The sequence below is a fragment of the Rhodopirellula sp. MGV genome, assembly GCF_002251265.1.
GTDB classification, from domain to species: Bacteria; Planctomycetota; Planctomycetia; order Pirellulales; family Pirellulaceae; genus Stieleria; species Stieleria baltica_A.
This window is the reverse complement of record NZ_NPDI01000039.1, coordinates 14,515-29,361: the sequence shown is the minus strand read 5'-3', so window position 1 is coordinate 29,361 and position 14,847 is coordinate 14,515. Positions and strand designations below refer to the sequence as shown.

At 55.4% G+C, this 14,847-nt stretch carries 15 protein-coding genes; 11 read left to right on the top strand and 4 right to left on the bottom strand.

Translation table 11 applies throughout. The features are described 5' to 3' along the window. Positions 1-6: 6 nt before the first annotated feature. Entirely contained in the window at positions 7-744 is a 738-nt protein-coding gene (locus tag CGZ80_RS13845) for a UvrB/UvrC motif-containing protein (protein WP_094415362.1), read from the bottom strand. A 499-nt stretch (positions 745-1,243) separates the two neighbouring features. Between CGZ80_RS13845 and CGZ80_RS13840 the strand changes: the two genes are divergently transcribed. Further along, entirely contained in the window at positions 1,244-1,477 is a 234-nt protein-coding gene (locus tag CGZ80_RS13840; protein ID WP_094415360.1) for a carbon storage regulator, read from the top strand. 134 nt (positions 1,478-1,611) lie between these two features. Here CGZ80_RS13840 and CGZ80_RS13835 read toward each other — a convergent pair whose 3' ends face one another. Together CGZ80_RS13835 and CGZ80_RS13830 are read right to left on the bottom strand one after the other, a co-directional pair. Further along, on the bottom strand, positions 1,612-2,418 hold the full coding sequence (locus tag CGZ80_RS13835; protein ID WP_233148418.1) for a ThuA domain-containing protein: 807 nt from the start codon (positions 2,416-2,418) through the stop codon (positions 1,612-1,614). Positions 2,419-2,541: 123 nt separating this feature from the next. Then, a complete protein-coding gene (locus CGZ80_RS13830; protein WP_094415358.1) occupies positions 2,542-3,864 on the bottom strand; it encodes a DUF4912 domain-containing protein in 1,323 nt (440 codons plus the stop codon). Positions 3,865-4,689: 825 nt separating this feature from the next. Between CGZ80_RS13830 and CGZ80_RS13820 the strand changes: the two genes are divergently transcribed. From CGZ80_RS13820 to CGZ80_RS13775, 10 genes are all read left to right on the top strand, one after another. Continuing rightward, positions 4,690-4,983 carry an AtpZ/AtpI family protein gene (locus CGZ80_RS13820; RefSeq protein ID WP_103296694.1) on the top strand — a complete coding sequence of 98 codons (294 nt, stop codon included), beginning with the start codon at positions 4,690-4,692 and terminating at the stop codon, positions 4,981-4,983. 102 nt (positions 4,984-5,085) lie between these two features. Continuing rightward, on the top strand, positions 5,086-5,607 hold the full coding sequence (locus tag CGZ80_RS13815) for a hypothetical protein (protein ID WP_146043095.1): 522 nt from the start codon (positions 5,086-5,088) through the stop codon (positions 5,605-5,607). Continuing rightward, positions 5,604-6,641 (top strand): F0F1 ATP synthase subunit A, encoded by a 1,038-nt coding sequence (gene atpB / locus CGZ80_RS13810; protein ID WP_094415350.1) that lies wholly within the window; start codon positions 5,604-5,606, stop codon positions 6,639-6,641. Before CGZ80_RS13815 ends, atpB begins: the two co-directional genes overlap by 4 nt. An 88-nt stretch (positions 6,642-6,729) precedes the next feature. After that, the gene (gene atpE, locus CGZ80_RS13805; protein WP_094415456.1) at positions 6,730-6,972 is read left to right on the top strand and encodes an ATP synthase F0 subunit C; all 243 of its coding nucleotides are present in this window, start codon (positions 6,730-6,732) and stop codon (positions 6,970-6,972) included. Positions 6,973-7,146: 174 nt separating this feature from the next. Next, on the top strand, positions 7,147-7,848 hold the full coding sequence (gene atpF / locus CGZ80_RS13800; RefSeq protein ID WP_094415348.1) for a F0F1 ATP synthase subunit B: 702 nt from the start codon (positions 7,147-7,149) through the stop codon (positions 7,846-7,848). A 60-nt stretch (positions 7,849-7,908) separates the two neighbouring features. Further along, complete coding sequence (atpH, locus tag CGZ80_RS13795) at positions 7,909-8,535, top strand: ATP synthase F1 subunit delta (protein WP_094415346.1); 627 nt, start codon at positions 7,909-7,911, stop codon at positions 8,533-8,535. Between the two features lie 82 nt (positions 8,536-8,617). Next, positions 8,618-10,132: a F0F1 ATP synthase subunit alpha gene (gene atpA / locus CGZ80_RS13790; protein ID WP_094415344.1), complete on the top strand. Its 1,515-nt coding sequence runs from the start codon at positions 8,618-8,620 to the stop codon at positions 10,130-10,132. Between the two features lie 79 nt (positions 10,133-10,211). Further along, a complete protein-coding gene (atpG, locus tag CGZ80_RS13785) occupies positions 10,212-11,099 on the top strand; it encodes an ATP synthase F1 subunit gamma (RefSeq protein ID WP_094415342.1) in 888 nt (295 codons plus the stop codon). A gap of 80 nt (positions 11,100-11,179) precedes the next feature. Continuing rightward, on the top strand, positions 11,180-12,628 hold the full coding sequence (gene atpD, locus CGZ80_RS13780; protein ID WP_094415340.1) for a F0F1 ATP synthase subunit beta: 1,449 nt from the start codon (positions 11,180-11,182) through the stop codon (positions 12,626-12,628). Positions 12,629-12,631: 3 nt separating this feature from the next. Beyond that, the gene (locus CGZ80_RS13775) at positions 12,632-13,018 is read left to right on the top strand and encodes a F0F1 ATP synthase subunit epsilon (RefSeq protein ID WP_094415338.1); all 387 of its coding nucleotides are present in this window, start codon (positions 12,632-12,634) and stop codon (positions 13,016-13,018) included. A gap of 108 nt (positions 13,019-13,126) precedes the next feature. Here CGZ80_RS13775 and CGZ80_RS13770 read toward each other — a convergent pair whose 3' ends face one another. Next, complete coding sequence (locus CGZ80_RS13770) at positions 13,127-14,488, bottom strand: methyl-accepting chemotaxis protein (protein WP_094415336.1); 1,362 nt, start codon at positions 14,486-14,488, stop codon at positions 13,127-13,129. Positions 14,489-14,847: the final 359 nt, after the last annotated feature.

Below are 14,847 nucleotides of genomic sequence, written 5' to 3'. Positions count from 1 at the left end.
TTCGCACTAATCAAGCTCTCGGCGATTGAGCTCGTCACGCAGTTTTGCCGCCAACTCATACTGCTCTTGTTCAACCGCAGTGCTGAGTTTCTCGCGTAGAGTTTGTCCGACTTCGTACTCACTACGCAGCGTTTCACGAAGTTCGACCAACCGTACGACCAACTCGTCTTCGTCGAAGTGTTCTTCTGCTTCGTGTTTGGTGAAGAATTCGCGGATGGTTTCCAGGCCAATGTTGATCGCCTGAACCGCTTCTTCGCCCGACTCGTTGTCCTCGAGGGCTCCTAAGGCCGCCGCCTGAGTCCGGTGGAATAGTACAAACGGACGGTACTGTTCGTGTGAACGTGTCCAATCCTCGTCTGGACTGACCCGTTCGCTGACATCCATCAATCGAAGTGTGTGGTCAGCATCCATCACCGCACGATTGTAGTACTGCAATCGCAGCCAGCAGATCCGTCGGTGATAGAACTGCATGAACTCGCGGTCGACTTCCATGCACTGGTCCTCATCCAATACCAGTTCCGGAGTCGCCAGCAACGTTTCTTGCAGATACTCCAGGTAAGACGGGTATCCCTCGATTACCTGGCCATCCGGCCTGGCGATGGTTTCCAGTTGCAAAATGCCCATATCGACACGCATCTGTATGACATCCCGTCCATCGTTCCCCTTGACCATGCGCACGTTCAACGTGTGCGGGTCAAACTCCCAGTCCTTCAATAAGTCGTCTAGATGCATTGTTCGTTTCATCGGTCCAATCTGGTGCGGCGGGACACGAAGCACGCCTCAGCAGGAGTATAGCATCGCTCCAGGTGCGGTCGAACGACATGCGAAACCCGTTCAATCGCGGCATATTTCCACCCTTTGGTCTGCTTTCGCGTCCCTCTTTCGTCGGCCTTATTCGGTGCCGGCCGTTCGGGAATCGACCCCGTGTTGCCCTGTCATCGACGCCGGACCAGTGGTGTCAACGGCCGGTGGATAAACAAGGCATCGTCGTGAGCGAGAGAGTTAGGGTGTCTCAAATCGCGACGATGGTTCCATGTTGAGCGTTTCAGCTTGAGATTGCTAGCAAGTGAAACCAGGAAGGCAAATTGGCAATTCAGCTTTTTTCCCGGTTTGGCTCAAGTCTGCTGTTAAACATGGCCACATCGCGTGTAGTTATTACCGGATTGGCATACGGTTTGTACCGGTCTGGCAAAACCGTTTGACAAAAAATTTATTCCTCAAGGAATTCAAGGAAGTAAAGCTCATGTTGGTACTGAGTCGCAAAGCTGGCGAGAAGTTGATGATCGGCGATGACGTTGTTTTGACGATCAACCGAATCTCTGGAAATCGCGTCGCCATCGGCATCGAAGCCCCCAAGGACGTGCGAATCATTCGAGGCGAGTTGAACAAAGCCGAGCTGCATCGCAGCGAGGCGACACCGAATACCGCCCCGATGGGCGATGCTCGAATCGCAGTAGCAAGTCGAGCGGAGGCATAGCAAATTCGCCCGCGAGTTGGTCGGGGCGCGTTCGCTTTCACAGTCGCTGTGAACGTTGCGCCCCCAACTCGGGCATTTTCAGATCATCGCCTGTTGCTAATCTTTCGATCGCTGCATTTTTTTCTAGGCGCCAATCAGTTCGACTGGCCAGCAGCCCAAACCGTTCCTTGAACGATCAGGTCCAAGAACACCTTGTCCTCGAAGGTTGAATTCGAGTGACCATAGGTGGTTCCGAAGACTCGTGCTTTGCCGTATTCGTTCGTCCAGATGACTGGGTGGTCTTTCCCAGTGACTTCGCTGGTGCTCGTCGCTAGAACGGTCGTATACGGCCAGACCTTTTCGATGATGTACAGCTCGTCGTCCGCGATTGTGTGGCCGTCGGGGAAAGATTTCATTGCCGGGTGATCTGGCTTGGACACATTGACTTTGTAGGCACTCCGGTGGTCGTGGCGACGGCTCGTCACACCGAGCAACTGCCGCCAGTTATCGATGTCAGCGCTGCGGTAGGTGTGCATCGCACAGTGGATCACGACCGCATTGAGCCCTTCGTGGTGTGGTTTGGTAATGCTGCGAATGTAGTCCGGGTCTGTTGTGTCGGCGAAGCATTCATTGTGAATGCAGACGTCGAAATCCTTGGCCCAACTTGAGTCCTTGTAGAAATCGATTTTGGCCTTGGTGCCGTTGCCGCCCTCGTTAACAACAGTCCACTGAACCGGGACGTCGTGCTTTTCGAACGCAAGCTGAAGAAGCTTGGTTTGGAAGTCGTAGTCGTGGCAGCATCCGCTCGTGATCAGAAGGACGCGAATCGGTTTGGCGCTTGCCTTCGTGGGCGTTTCTTCTGCTTGTGCTGGGCCTGTGAAAATCGCGGATAGTGTCAGCAACAGGGTCATGCCGAAGCTGGCGAGTCGGTTGAAGGTCATCGTTGGGCGTGGGCCATTCATGGGGTGGGAAAAAGCAACAAGGCACCGAGGCAACAAAGGACCACTTTGGGTTCTTTGTCGCCCCGATGCCTTGCAATGATACACGGTTTTCGGGGGCTGATCTGGATTGCCAGCGAGTGAAGCTTACAGCGCGTCTTTGACGTCAACCGCTTCAAGAACTTTGGTGTTCCGTTCAACAGCGATGACGGTTGTGCGTTGACGCATCCCGTCACGGCTTTCAGCGGTCACTGGCAAGACTTGGCGTTTGTCGGGCAGTTTCATCCGCACGGTAAAGGTTCCGTCGTTTTGCAATTTGACGGGGCGACCGCCAAGTGAGACCGACGATCCGGCTGAGGTTTTGCCGAAGACGATCAACTCGGCGTCGACTTCGAAAGGCAGCTTTGATTGACGAAGTAGCGTCGGGTCGGCGGCCGAAGTGGCGTTGCCGTTTCGTGAAGGCATCGACCGATGAAGACGCTCTTCGAAGATCTCCTTCAGGTCGCTGTTCTCGCTGTCATATCCGCCGCTCAGCGAATAGATCCGCTCGTAGTCGTCAGCGATGTCTTGCCAGTGTTCGTCGAGGCGTTCGCAATCGCCGGGGCTAGGCGTTTCGACAATGTTGCTGCGGCAGAGCGTGTGGAATTGATCGTCCGAGGTGAGGTAGCCGATGGCGACCCGGAATCGCGAGGGCGGATCCTGGACATCGATGTACCAGGTATCAACGCCGCCGTGGATGGCGATATCGCGTTGGACGGTTTCGGCGCAGTTATTTGAAACGTCTTCAACCGACATGACGCGCAGGACGGGGGTGGCGGTGTGCCAGCGTTCGGCGAGCGATGATTCGGCGCGGGAGACACTAGCGCGGGTGATTTCCCAGGTCGCTTGCAACCAGTACGAGTCCCGGACCATCAGGACGATTCGGTCGCGGTGTGGATCGGCGGACTTGTGAGAGCCGTTTCGCATTGCCGCGCCGCCGACCAGTGTTCCGGTCGAGAGATCGCGGTGGCGTTCGGCTTGTTCTTTCTGGCGGCGCAGTTGGGCGCGAATGCGAGCAGTTTTGGCGGAAACTTTGGGGCCGCGCATTTCTGGAAGTGGGCGGTCGTTCAGCGACACGCTGCCGCCGCGAGCTTTCGTTTTCGTACGGCTACGCTTAGCCGTTGTTGATGCTGGGGAGCTTTCGCGTACAGGTGTACGAGGGCTAGCTGAACGCGAGGGTTTCTTTTCGGATGCGCCGTTGGGGCGTGCGTTGGCAGATTGTGAACGCGGAGAGGTGGACTTCGCAGACTTGGTTTTGGTGGTGGCTCCGGTAGCGGCGTTGGCCTTGCGACGGAGTCGTCGCTGCGTCTTGCTAATCGCGTCGACCAACTCGTCTTTTCTCATCCCGTGCCAGCCTTCGATGCCGTAGTTCTTGGCCAAGGTGGCGAGCTCTCGACGTGTCTGGGATTTGAGATCTGCAGTCGTGATCAAAGCTCTATCTCCGGATATTTATTTAGTCATGCGGCTGGGGCGGGGGCGATTGGCTGAAACGTGCCGATTGTGAAGCGACGAGTAGCCGACGACCGCAGGAGCGATCGAGACGCGATGCACGCCAAGGTACCAGAGCCGTCAACTACTTCAGAAAAGGTCCTGACGTTGCTCAGCATTGGGGCGCTCGCAGTTCACAAATTGATGACACGCAAATATTCCAGGCCAACTTGGTCGATTGCTACCAGCTCTCCCGAATCGGGTGCAACTGGTCCCAAAGAGTGGGGTTTGGCGGGGTCACCGTGCCGCTCAGGAGCCTCTAAAGGAGTAATCAACACCACAACCATTATGCCAGCCGTTTGGAAAACTTCTAGACTCCGTTTGGCTTAATCCTGCGGTTCGGGGATGATTTTTCAAGTTAGTCCTGCTAAGGCGGGCGGGTTTCCAGTCGGAAAATTTTTGGAGATGTTTTTTTACCCCCTAAACGGAAAAGACGGACTGCCTGTTGTGAAAATCATTGCGTTTCTGCGAACTCAGCCAGCGATGAGGCGTGGGAGAGGTCGATCAGGCCTCTTCAACCGGAAGACAATCCCGCCGAAAGCGGGCGTGATGTGTGCGTACGCAGGTGTGCAAAAAACTGCGGCTAACGGTCGCCCCTCCTATCTCTTTCGATCGAGTTAGTCACACTCTGTCCCGACGAAGCTGCCCCGCACGAGGCGTGCGGGCGTAACGCGTTGTTCTGGTACGAGGTCAATATTGAGCAAGGATCAAGAACATCGCCGAGCTGCCCTGTCGGACTCGGATCAGCGGGTGGGTTCGTCACCGCGAATGTCAACCGCGCCTTGGTTGCGGCTGACGGGTGCTGGCTTGGAGCTGGCATTTGTCGCAACGCTGTTTGGTGGCATCGGAGCAGTCGTGGACCGGGCCGTTGGTTCCGAACGTCCACTGGGGCTCGCAATGGGAGGGCTTGTCGGGTTCTCGCTGGGGATGATTCGGTTCATCCGGTTGGCGACCCAGACCTCCAAGGCTCAACGTGAAGTTGAGGTTCGAGTCGAGGGGCATCGCTCCGATCAAGCAGACGAGCAGTTGACGCCGCGCGACAAGCAGCGACATGACAAATAGTAAGCCTCGCGAAACGAGTGCTGCGAAGCGATTGCGACCAGGTCGCGTTAGAAATTCACGTTCAGAAGTTCACATTCAAATCTCATCAAGCGAACGTTCATTTTGGCCACTGTTACTGCACGACCGATCGAGCCGAGTCACCTCGCAGGGATGATCTCCTTGCGTGGGTTGGTTGCGGTTGGGATGACGTGGTTGTGTGGCGCCGGGATGACCGCACTCGCTGCCCTTCAGGTAGCGTCCGAAACAGGTGAACTGTTAGTTGCGGTTTGTGTCGGTAGCGGCTTGATTGCGTTGGCCGCGGGCCTTCCCGGTGCGCTGCTTGAGGCGTTCCGTAAGCGACCGGTTGAGGCTGCTGTGAACAACGTTGCGCCTGTCACCACAGGTTTTTTCGTCGGAGTGCTGATTCGTCTCGTTGGGACTGTTGCACTTGCGGCATTGTGCAGGTATCAATTGCCCGCCGCTGGTGAACAGATCGCCGCGGCGATCTTGATTTGGTACGTCAGTTTGACGGCCACAGAAGTCATCACGCTTGCCCACGCCTTGTCAAAGCGTGATTCGCTGGTAAGCCCAGGTCACAAGTTCGCGGATTCCACCCGCTCAAAAGTCAATCCATCGGTTCAATGAATCTGTTTTTAGCCGCTGCCGATAATCCGATCTCGCACGTCGTGCCCCACCGGTTGCACGAGAAGCCGCTATTCACGATTGATGTTGGCGGTGGGGATATCCCCGCGCTGTTTATCGAAGACGGCAAGTACAGCTTTTACATCACCAACCACCTGATGATGACTGCCGTTACGGCGATCGCTGTGATGTTGGTGTTTGCTTATGTCGCGACGAAAGTTCGCGTCAAAGGCCAGGGCTTAGACGCCTATCAAACGAAGGGCCGGTTGGCTCAAGTTTTCGAGACAATTTGTTGGTTCATTCGTGACGAAGTCGTCCGTCCGAACTTGCATGAAAAGACCGACCGCTACATCCCGTATGTCTGGACGGTGTTCTTCTTTATCTTGTTCGCCAACATCCTCGGTCTGATCCCATTTGGTGCCGGTTTGCACATGGGAGCGTTGCCGATGTCGGACCACGCCGCGCATTTTGGTCACTGGGGAGGAACGGCGACGGGTAACCTTTCGCTCAACATCATGTTGGCGATGTGCAGTTTCATTGCCATCGTCGGCATCGGTATTTATGAAACAGGTGCGAAGACGTTTTTCTCGCACTTCAATCCGATCGGCTGGGACGGACCGAAGTTGATGTCCTATGGGATCGGGTTGCCACTGTACGTCCTTGAATGGATGGGCTTGATTATCAAGTGCGTCGTGTTGGCCATGCGTTTGTTTGGCACGATGATGGCGGGTCACTTGGTTGTCGCCGCAATTGTGGGATTGGTCTTCGCGGCCGCTTCCGTCTCGCAGTTGCTTGGTTATGGTGTCTGGGTCGCGGTCGTGCTCGGCTGTATCGCGTTGACCTTGCTGGAGCTTTTCATCTGCTTGCTGCAAGCGTTCATCTTCACCTTCTTGACGGTGTTGTTCATCGCGACGGTATCGCACGATCACCACGATCATGACCACGAACACGAACATGATCCGCTGGGCGACGAAGCTCAGATGGACCTGGATAAGTTTACCGATCCGGCCCGCTTGGCCGGTTTGGCTGACGCATAACTTTGTTTACTTAACCCTTTGACTTTCCCCTTTTTTGATTTCCCGCTCGGTGCGGGCGACGAAAGACTTCCTAGGAGCGAAACGAGAGATGATTGACTTCGCAATGTTGTTGGCACAGGACGCAGGTTTCGGCACGATGGGTGTCGGTCTGGCCATGGGTTTGGCGATTATCGGTGCCAGCTTGGGCATTGGTCGAATTGGCGGTAACGCCGTTGAAGCGATCGCACGTCAGCCTGAAGCGAGCGGAACGATCAGCACCCAGATGCTGATTTCGGCCGCTCTGATCGAAGGGGTGACCGTTGTCGCTCTGATTCTGATGTTCCTGAAATAAGTGGACGTTGGCGAGTCTCTCGGCGGCCGATGGGATCACTCTCGGCCAGACCGGTGTGGCTCGCAGTTCATTTCGTCCATTCCGGATTGCGTGAAACGACGCTCGGTACAGTGATGATTGTGCCGACGGCTGTCCCACGCAGGCCGATCCTGATGCACCCATCAAGGTAAGTTGATGTCGATGTTGAAAACCTTGCTGCTCGCTTGCGTTCTCGTTTTGACGGTGCCCGCGAGCAACTTTGCCAGCGCCGCTGACGAAACCGAAGCAGGTCAGGCGCAGGCGACCGAAACCCACGGCACGGTCGAGGGTGATGAAGTACACGCAGACGCTGAAGGCGAACACGACGAAGCCGGACACGGTGGCCACGACAGTAGCCAGATGCCTCCGATCTTGTCGTTCGACCCGGGGGCTGCTGTTGCCAACCTGGCAATCTTCTTGGGCGTATTCCTGATTCTGGCAAAGTTCGTTTGGCCGGTCATCCTCGGTGGCCTCAAGGCTCGCGAAGACAAGATCCACAGCGACTTGCATCAGGCACAGGAAGCCAACGAGAAGGCTCAGCAAATTCTCGCAGACTACGAAAAGAAAGTGGCCGAAGCCTCCGCCGAAGCTCAAACGATTCTGGCTGATGCTCGCAAGGACGCCCAGTCAAACGCCACCCGAATTGTCGACGAAGCGAAAGCCGAAGCCGCTCGCCAAAGCGAACGTGCTCAAGCCGATATCGAGACCGCCAAGAAAGTTGCGTTGGCGGAAATCGCCGACCAAACTTCGGCCGTCGCGATGAGCGTCGCCAAGCAAGTCGTCGGTCGTGAATTGCAACCGAGCGACCATGCGGACTTGATCCGCAACGCGCTCGATCAGATCCCAAGTAAGAACTGAAGAATGAAAACTGATCGCGATGCCACGACCGTGTGGCGTCGCTAACGTTTGGAAGCATCGATGGAAAATTCTCAAGCGGTTGAACACGAAACGGTGATGGACACCGGTGCCGAGCAGTTGGGCAAAACCTACGCTCAGGCACTGATGGCAGCGGCCAGCAAGTCCGGTCTCGCCGAAAAGGTGGTCGATCAACTTGGCATCCTGGTCAATGAATATTTGGCCGGTAGCCCAAAGCTGGCGGCAGCGTTCGCTTCGCCTCGAATCGACGTCGAAGAAAAGCAGCGAATCATCGCCAAAATCTTTGATGGCGAGTTTGATCCGATGCTGGTCAACTTCCTCAAAGTGATGGCCTCCCGTGGACGTCTCGGTTACGTCAGTGCCGTTTACGATGGTGCACAGAAAAAGCTTGACGAGATGAGCGGTCGTGTGCTTGCCAAAGTCAAAACGGCTGTGCCATTGGATGACACCCTTCGTGCCTCGATCATCGAAAGCCTTGGTGGCAAGTTGGGCAAGCAAGTCCGGCTGCAAGAGGTTGTCGACCAAAAACTGATCGGCGGCATGGTGATCCGAGTCGGTGACACCGTGTTCGATAACAGCGTCGCTGGCCGAATCGACTCGATCGGCAAGCGGGCAAAACAAGGCTTCTCGGCAAAGCTCTCCGAGAAGTTTGCGAACCTAGTTGATTAACACTTCACGATGCCACCCAGCGTTCCCCAGCGGTGGCGATCAAACCATACAAAAGCCTTTTTAACATTCGCACTAGATTGCCATGAAATTCAATAGCGACGAAATCGCAACGGTCTTGCAGCAAGAGATCGAAAACTTCGATAGCAAGATCGATGTCCGCGAAGTCGGTTCGGTCCTCGAAGTCGGTGACGGTATCGCTCGCGTTTATGGGCTGTCCGGTGTGATGGCCGGTGAAATGGTCGAGTTCGAAAACGGCTCGATCGGTCTGGCATTTAACTTGGAAGAAAACAGCGTCGGGGTGATCATCCTCGGCGATTACCTGACCATCCAAGAAGGCGAAGAAGTCAAAGCACTCGGTACGCTATTGAGCGTTCCCGCTGGTGACGCTGTCGTCGGTCGCGTTCTAGACCCACTCGGTAACCCACTGGACGGCAAAGGTCCTGTTCAAACCGATGTGACTCGTCCCGTCGAAATCATCGCAACCGGCGTTGCCGAGCGTCAGCCCGTGATGGAGCCGATGCAGACCGGTATCAAAGCGATCGACGCGATGACTCCGATCGGACGCGGCCAGCGTGAACTCGTCATCGGTGACCGAAAAACGGGTAAAACCGCCATCGCGATTGACGCGATCCTGAACCAAAAAGGCAAAGGCGTTAAGTGCTTCTACATCGCGATCGGCCAGAAAGATAGCTCGGTCGCGAGCGTCGTCGATGTCTTGGAAAAACACGGTGCGATGGAATACACCACCGTCATCAGCGCCGGTGCGAGTGCCCCTGCCCCGTTGCAGTACATTGCACCGTACGCCGGTACCGCGATGGCCGAGCACTTTATGTTCAACGGCGGACATGCACTGGTCGTCTATGATGATTTGAGCAAGCAAGCGACCGCTTATCGTCAGATGAGCTTGCTGATGCGTCGTCCACCAGGACGTGAAGCTTACCCCGGTGACGTTTTCTACTGCCACAGCCGTCTGCTGGAACGTTCCAGCAAACTGTCTGATGAACTGGGCGGCGGATCGATCACCAGCTTGCCGATCATCGAAACCCTCGAAGGCGAAGTTTCGGCGTATATCCCGACCAACGTGATTTCGATCACCGACGGACAGATCTACGTACAACCCGACTTGTTCTTCTCCGGTGTTCGCCCCGCGATGAACCCCGGTATCTCGGTTTCTCGCGTAGGCGGTAACGCTCAGATCAAAGCGATGAAGAAAGTCGCCGGCGGTCTGCGTCTTGACTTGGCAGCCTTCCGTGCTTTGGAGGCGTTCGCACAACTCGGTACCGACCTGGACCCCGCGACCCAAGCTCAGCTGGACCGCGGTTACCGCATGGTCGAGTTGCTCAAGCAGCCACAGTACCAACCGCTGTCCGTCGCCGAGCAGGTTTGCTCGCTGTACGCCGGCACCAAAGGCTTCTTGGATGACGTCGAAATCAAGACGGTTCAGCAGTGGGAAAAAGACTACCTGCAGTTCATCCATGACAAGCACAGCAGCTTGCTGACCAAGATCGTTGAAGTCGGCGATTTGACCGAAGAAGTCGTCGGAATGCTGGAAACCGCAATCAAAGACTTCAAAGCCGGTTACAAGCCCGCTGCCTAATTCGGGCCTTTCGGCTTCACGGACGGGTCCCCGGATCCGATTGTTTTAACAACGAACAACACCATTCCTTTTACGTTTCATGGCCAACGCAAGAGCGCTTGATAAACGCCGCAAGTCGATCAAGAACATCCGCAAGATCACGCGGACGATGGAATTGATCGCAACGGCTCGCTATAAGAAAGCGATGGAGCGAGCCCAGGCGGCGACCGCTTACACCGATCAGATCACGAAGATCGTCTCGCGATTGGCTGCGGCCGGTCTGGATGTTAAACACCCGTTGTTGGAACAGCGCGACGAGATCAAGAGTGCACGGGTTCTGGTCCTGACCAGCAACCGTGGATTGTGCGGCGGCTACAACGCGGCAGTGCTTCGTGAGGCGATGCCCCAGATCCGCCAGATGAAGGAAACGATTCCCAACGTCACCGTCGACGTCAGTGGGAAGCGTGGTGTTGACGGGTTGCGTTTCCGCGGTGTCACAACTGACGAACGCCACCTGAACTTTGAAGACCAGCCAAAGTACGACGAAGTCGAAGCGATCGCGAGTTCTTACTTGGCACGCTACATCACCGGCGAAATCGATCGTCTGGATGTTGTTTACACCAAGTTCGTCAGCACGTCGAAGCAGGTCGCGATGGTCGAGACGTTGTTGCCCTTGGGATCACTCGCTGGTGACGAGTCGACAGAAGAAGAATTGGGCGGCAGCAATGTCGACTATGAATTCTTGCCATCAGCCGAAAGCATTCTTGAAGAGGTCGTCCCGACCAGCTTCAAGGTTCGATTGTTCAAGTGCTTCTTGGACGCGGCGGTGAGCGAGCAAGTCGCTCGAATGGTCGCCATGAAGGGTGCGACCGAAAACGCCGGCGAGATGATCAAAGAACTTTCCATGACCTACAACCGAGCCCGTCAGAGCCAGATTACCGGTGAAATCATGGAAATCATCGGCGGCGTTGAAGCTCTGGAAAACTAACCTCCCTCCCCAATCAATTCAATCACAGCGGTCGTCCCGACGACCGCATCAACACATCCAACACCCGAAGTAAGAAAAGCATGTCCACCGCAACGGAAACACGCGTCGTCGGAAAAGTCACGCAGGTCATCGGGTCGACATTCGACGCCGAGTTCCCCGAAGGCCAGCTCCCCGCGATTTACAACGCTCTGGAAATCAAGAGCGAGCACAAGGGAGTCACCATTGACTTGGTCGGTGAAGTGCAACAGCACCTCGGTGGTGGACGTGTCCGTGCGATCGCTCTCGGTAGTACCGAAGGCATGATGCGTGGGATGAGCGTCGTCGACACCGGAAACCCCGTTTCGGTTCCTGTCGGTAAAGAAACCCTGGGACGCGTCTTCAACGTTCTCGGTAACCCAATCGACAACCGTGGCCCAGTTGCCGCTGAAGACCACTGGCCGATTCACCGTCAAGCTCCTCCGGTCAACGAACTGTCGACGAACACCGAACTGTTCGAAACCGGTATCAAAGTTGTCGACCTTTTGACCCCATTCGTTCGTGGTGGTAAAGCGGGTCTGTTCGGTGGTGCCGGTCTGGGTAAAACCGTTATTTTGACCGAGTTGATCGCTCGTATCGCTAGCAGCCACGGTGGTTATTCGGTCTTCGCCGGTGTTGGTGAGCGTACGCGTGAAGGCACCGACCTCTGGTTGGAAATGCAAGAAACCGAAATCGGTCAAACCGGCCGTAAGGTAATCGAGCAAACCTGCATGGTCTTCGGCCAGATGAATGAGCCACCAGGGTCGCGTCTTCGCGTCGCTCTGTCGGCACTGACCATGGCCGAGTTCTTCCGTGACACCACGGGTGCGGACACCCTGTTGTTCGTCGATAACATTTTCCGCTTCTCGCAAGCCGGTTCAGAAGTGTCTGCACTTCTTGGACGGATGCCTTCGGCAGTGGGATACCAGCCGACTCTGGCGACCGAAATGGGCGCGTTGCAAGAACGTATTACGTCGACCAAGAAAGGTGCGATCACATCGGTTCAGGCCGTCTACGTTCCTGCAGACGACCCGACCGACCCTGCCCCTGCGACCGCGTTCGGTCAGCTTGACGCGTTTATCTATCTCGAGCGTTCGATCTCGGAAAAGGGTATTTATCCTGCGATCGATCCTCTGGCATCTAACTCGCGTATTCTTGACCCACAGTATGTCGGTGATCGCCACTACACGATCGCTCGCCGCGTCCAGACAATCTTGCAACGTTACCGCGAACTGCAAGACATCATCGCGATTCTGGGTGTTGATGAATTGAGCGAAGATGACAAGACCGTCGTACACCGCGCTCGTCGTATCGAACGATTCCTTTCGCAGCCCTTCTTGGTCGCGGAAGTCTTCACCGGGAAAGCCGGCGAAATCACCCCACTGGAAGACACCATCCGCAGCTTCGAAGAAATCTGCGACGGAAAGTGGGATCACCTGCCCGAGCAAGCCTTCATGTATGTTGGCTCGATCGAGCAAGCCGAGGCGCAAGCCAAGAAGATGGAGAAAAAGTAAGCCATGGCGATTCGCTGTATCGTTGTCACCCCCGAACGAACCGAGCTCGATACCGAAGCGACTTCGGTCACGTTGCCGATGTTCGACGGCTCGCTGGGCGTTCTGCCCAACCGAGCTCCGATGATCGGACGTCTGGGGTATGGCAAATTGGAACTTGAAACCTCGGCCGGACCGCAACGTTTTTTCGTCGACGGTGGGTTCGCCCAAGTCGAAGGCAACACGGTCAACCTGCTGACAAGCCGATCGATTCCTGTCGATCTGTTGGACGTCGGTGAAGCCGAAAAAGCGTTGGCGGAAGCGCTCGATATGTCGGCCCGAACTCCCGAGCAAGCTCAGCTTCGCGAAACCGCGATTCGTCGCGCACGCGGGCAATTGCGAGCGGCCCGTTAATCAAACAAAGGATGCCCCACGCACCTTTCAATCGCAAAGCCCACCTGCACCGAATGCAGGTGGGCTTTTTGCGTTTGATGTCTTTCGATGACCCGTCGGTATCAGGGATTAGCTAGCCGTGACAGGGTTCATCGAGGGCAATGAGAACTTGCTGACTCGTTGTGGCATCGTAGTTTCACTCTCGAATGAGCTGGCAGCTTCAGCGAGTGACCGTACATCCGTCGCGATTGATTCGGTGTCATTTGCGACGGTTAGGATCGTATGAGAGATTTCGCGGGTCATTGCCGATTGTTGCTCAACGGCGGCCGCGATGGCTTCCTGTGTTGAGTTGATTTCCGCGATCACGGTGCAGACGCTTTCGATCGATTTGACCGCATCCAAAGTCTCGGTACGAATTGAGTCGATGCGTGAGATAATCTCTTCGGTCGCATGGCTCGTTTCCATCGCCAAGTCTTTTACCTCGTTGGCGACAACCGCGAACCCTTTACCGGCCTCGCCGGCACGAGCCGCTTCGATGGTCGCGTTCAACGCGAGCAGGTTGGTTTGCTCGGCAATCGAATTAATCGTTTTGATCACCTTGCCGATCTCGGTACTACTTTCGCCAAGCTTGCCTAGAGTCGCACTGGTCGATTCGGCCGCATCGACAGCAGAGCGGACAACACTGACTGCGTTGCTGGCGTTGCCCGATATTTCTTGGATGCTGAACTCCAGTTGTTGAACCGCGCCGGTTAGCTCGCTCACATTATCCTTGACAGTCTGTGCCAGTACTCGGGTCGAGTCAGCTTGTTTCCGGAACGGTGTGACGGTGTTGATTAGTGTGTAGCCGCCGAAACCACACGCGAAGGTCAAGATCACAACGACCATCACGATGGAACCGACCGTTCGGTTTTGGACCAACGTTGCAACGTCCGCTTCTTCGGCTTGATGCCATGCTGTGGCCATTTCAACCACGCGATCAATTGCAGCTCGATGTTCGTTGTAGCTTTCGGTTAATGGGCCGCGAGCAATCAATTTGACTTGGTCGAGGTCCCGTGCTTTGCAGGCGGGAATGAACTGTTGGTTGCGAATCTGGTAAAAACGCTCGGCCGGTTTTCGCGAGTCGACAATCATCGTCGTTTTTAATTCGCCCTCAGGAAGGTCGCTGGCCCAGTGAGCCTGGCGGACTTCGTATTCATCCTGAAGCATCTTCGCGTTGGCAAGCATCGTTTTGATTTCGCTTTCAGGTGCTTGTCGATCAATCGCATCAGCGAGTCGTAAAACGTTCAAATACGACTCGATAATGTAGTTTGGCGGCGGCAACACATCAGCGATCAAGTCCTTGCCCTGGATGATCCGTTTGTAAAAAGGGCCGTGGACTTTAGAGGCGGAAAGTGCCATATACGACCAGACACCGAATATGAGAAATCCGGCTGCGTAGAGGCCGATCATTAGATACAGCTTCGTCCGCATCGAAAGATTGTTGTATTTCATACGACCATATCGGTTGGCAAATAGCGTTTGCTTTGGTTTCGTCTCTCGCTGGTAGCCGCCTAAAGGATCATGCGGCGGACAATGCAGATGCCTAGCCGCCGCATGAATGCCATCAACGGTTGTTGATGTCCCTACCTGTCAAAGAGATGCATCGATTTTCAGTAAAGTTACTGTCAATGCGGGTAAATTCCGCTGAACCATAGATCGCGGTTATCTGCCGACAGTTCTGCCGACTTTCAAAAACTCGCGGATGCGGAATAACCTTCAGATGAAATGAAGCAATCGATCGTTGTGAAATGGACAAAGGCGAGGCCTCGTTCAACCAGCCGATGTTGCTGTGGCAGAAAGATGCCAAGCAC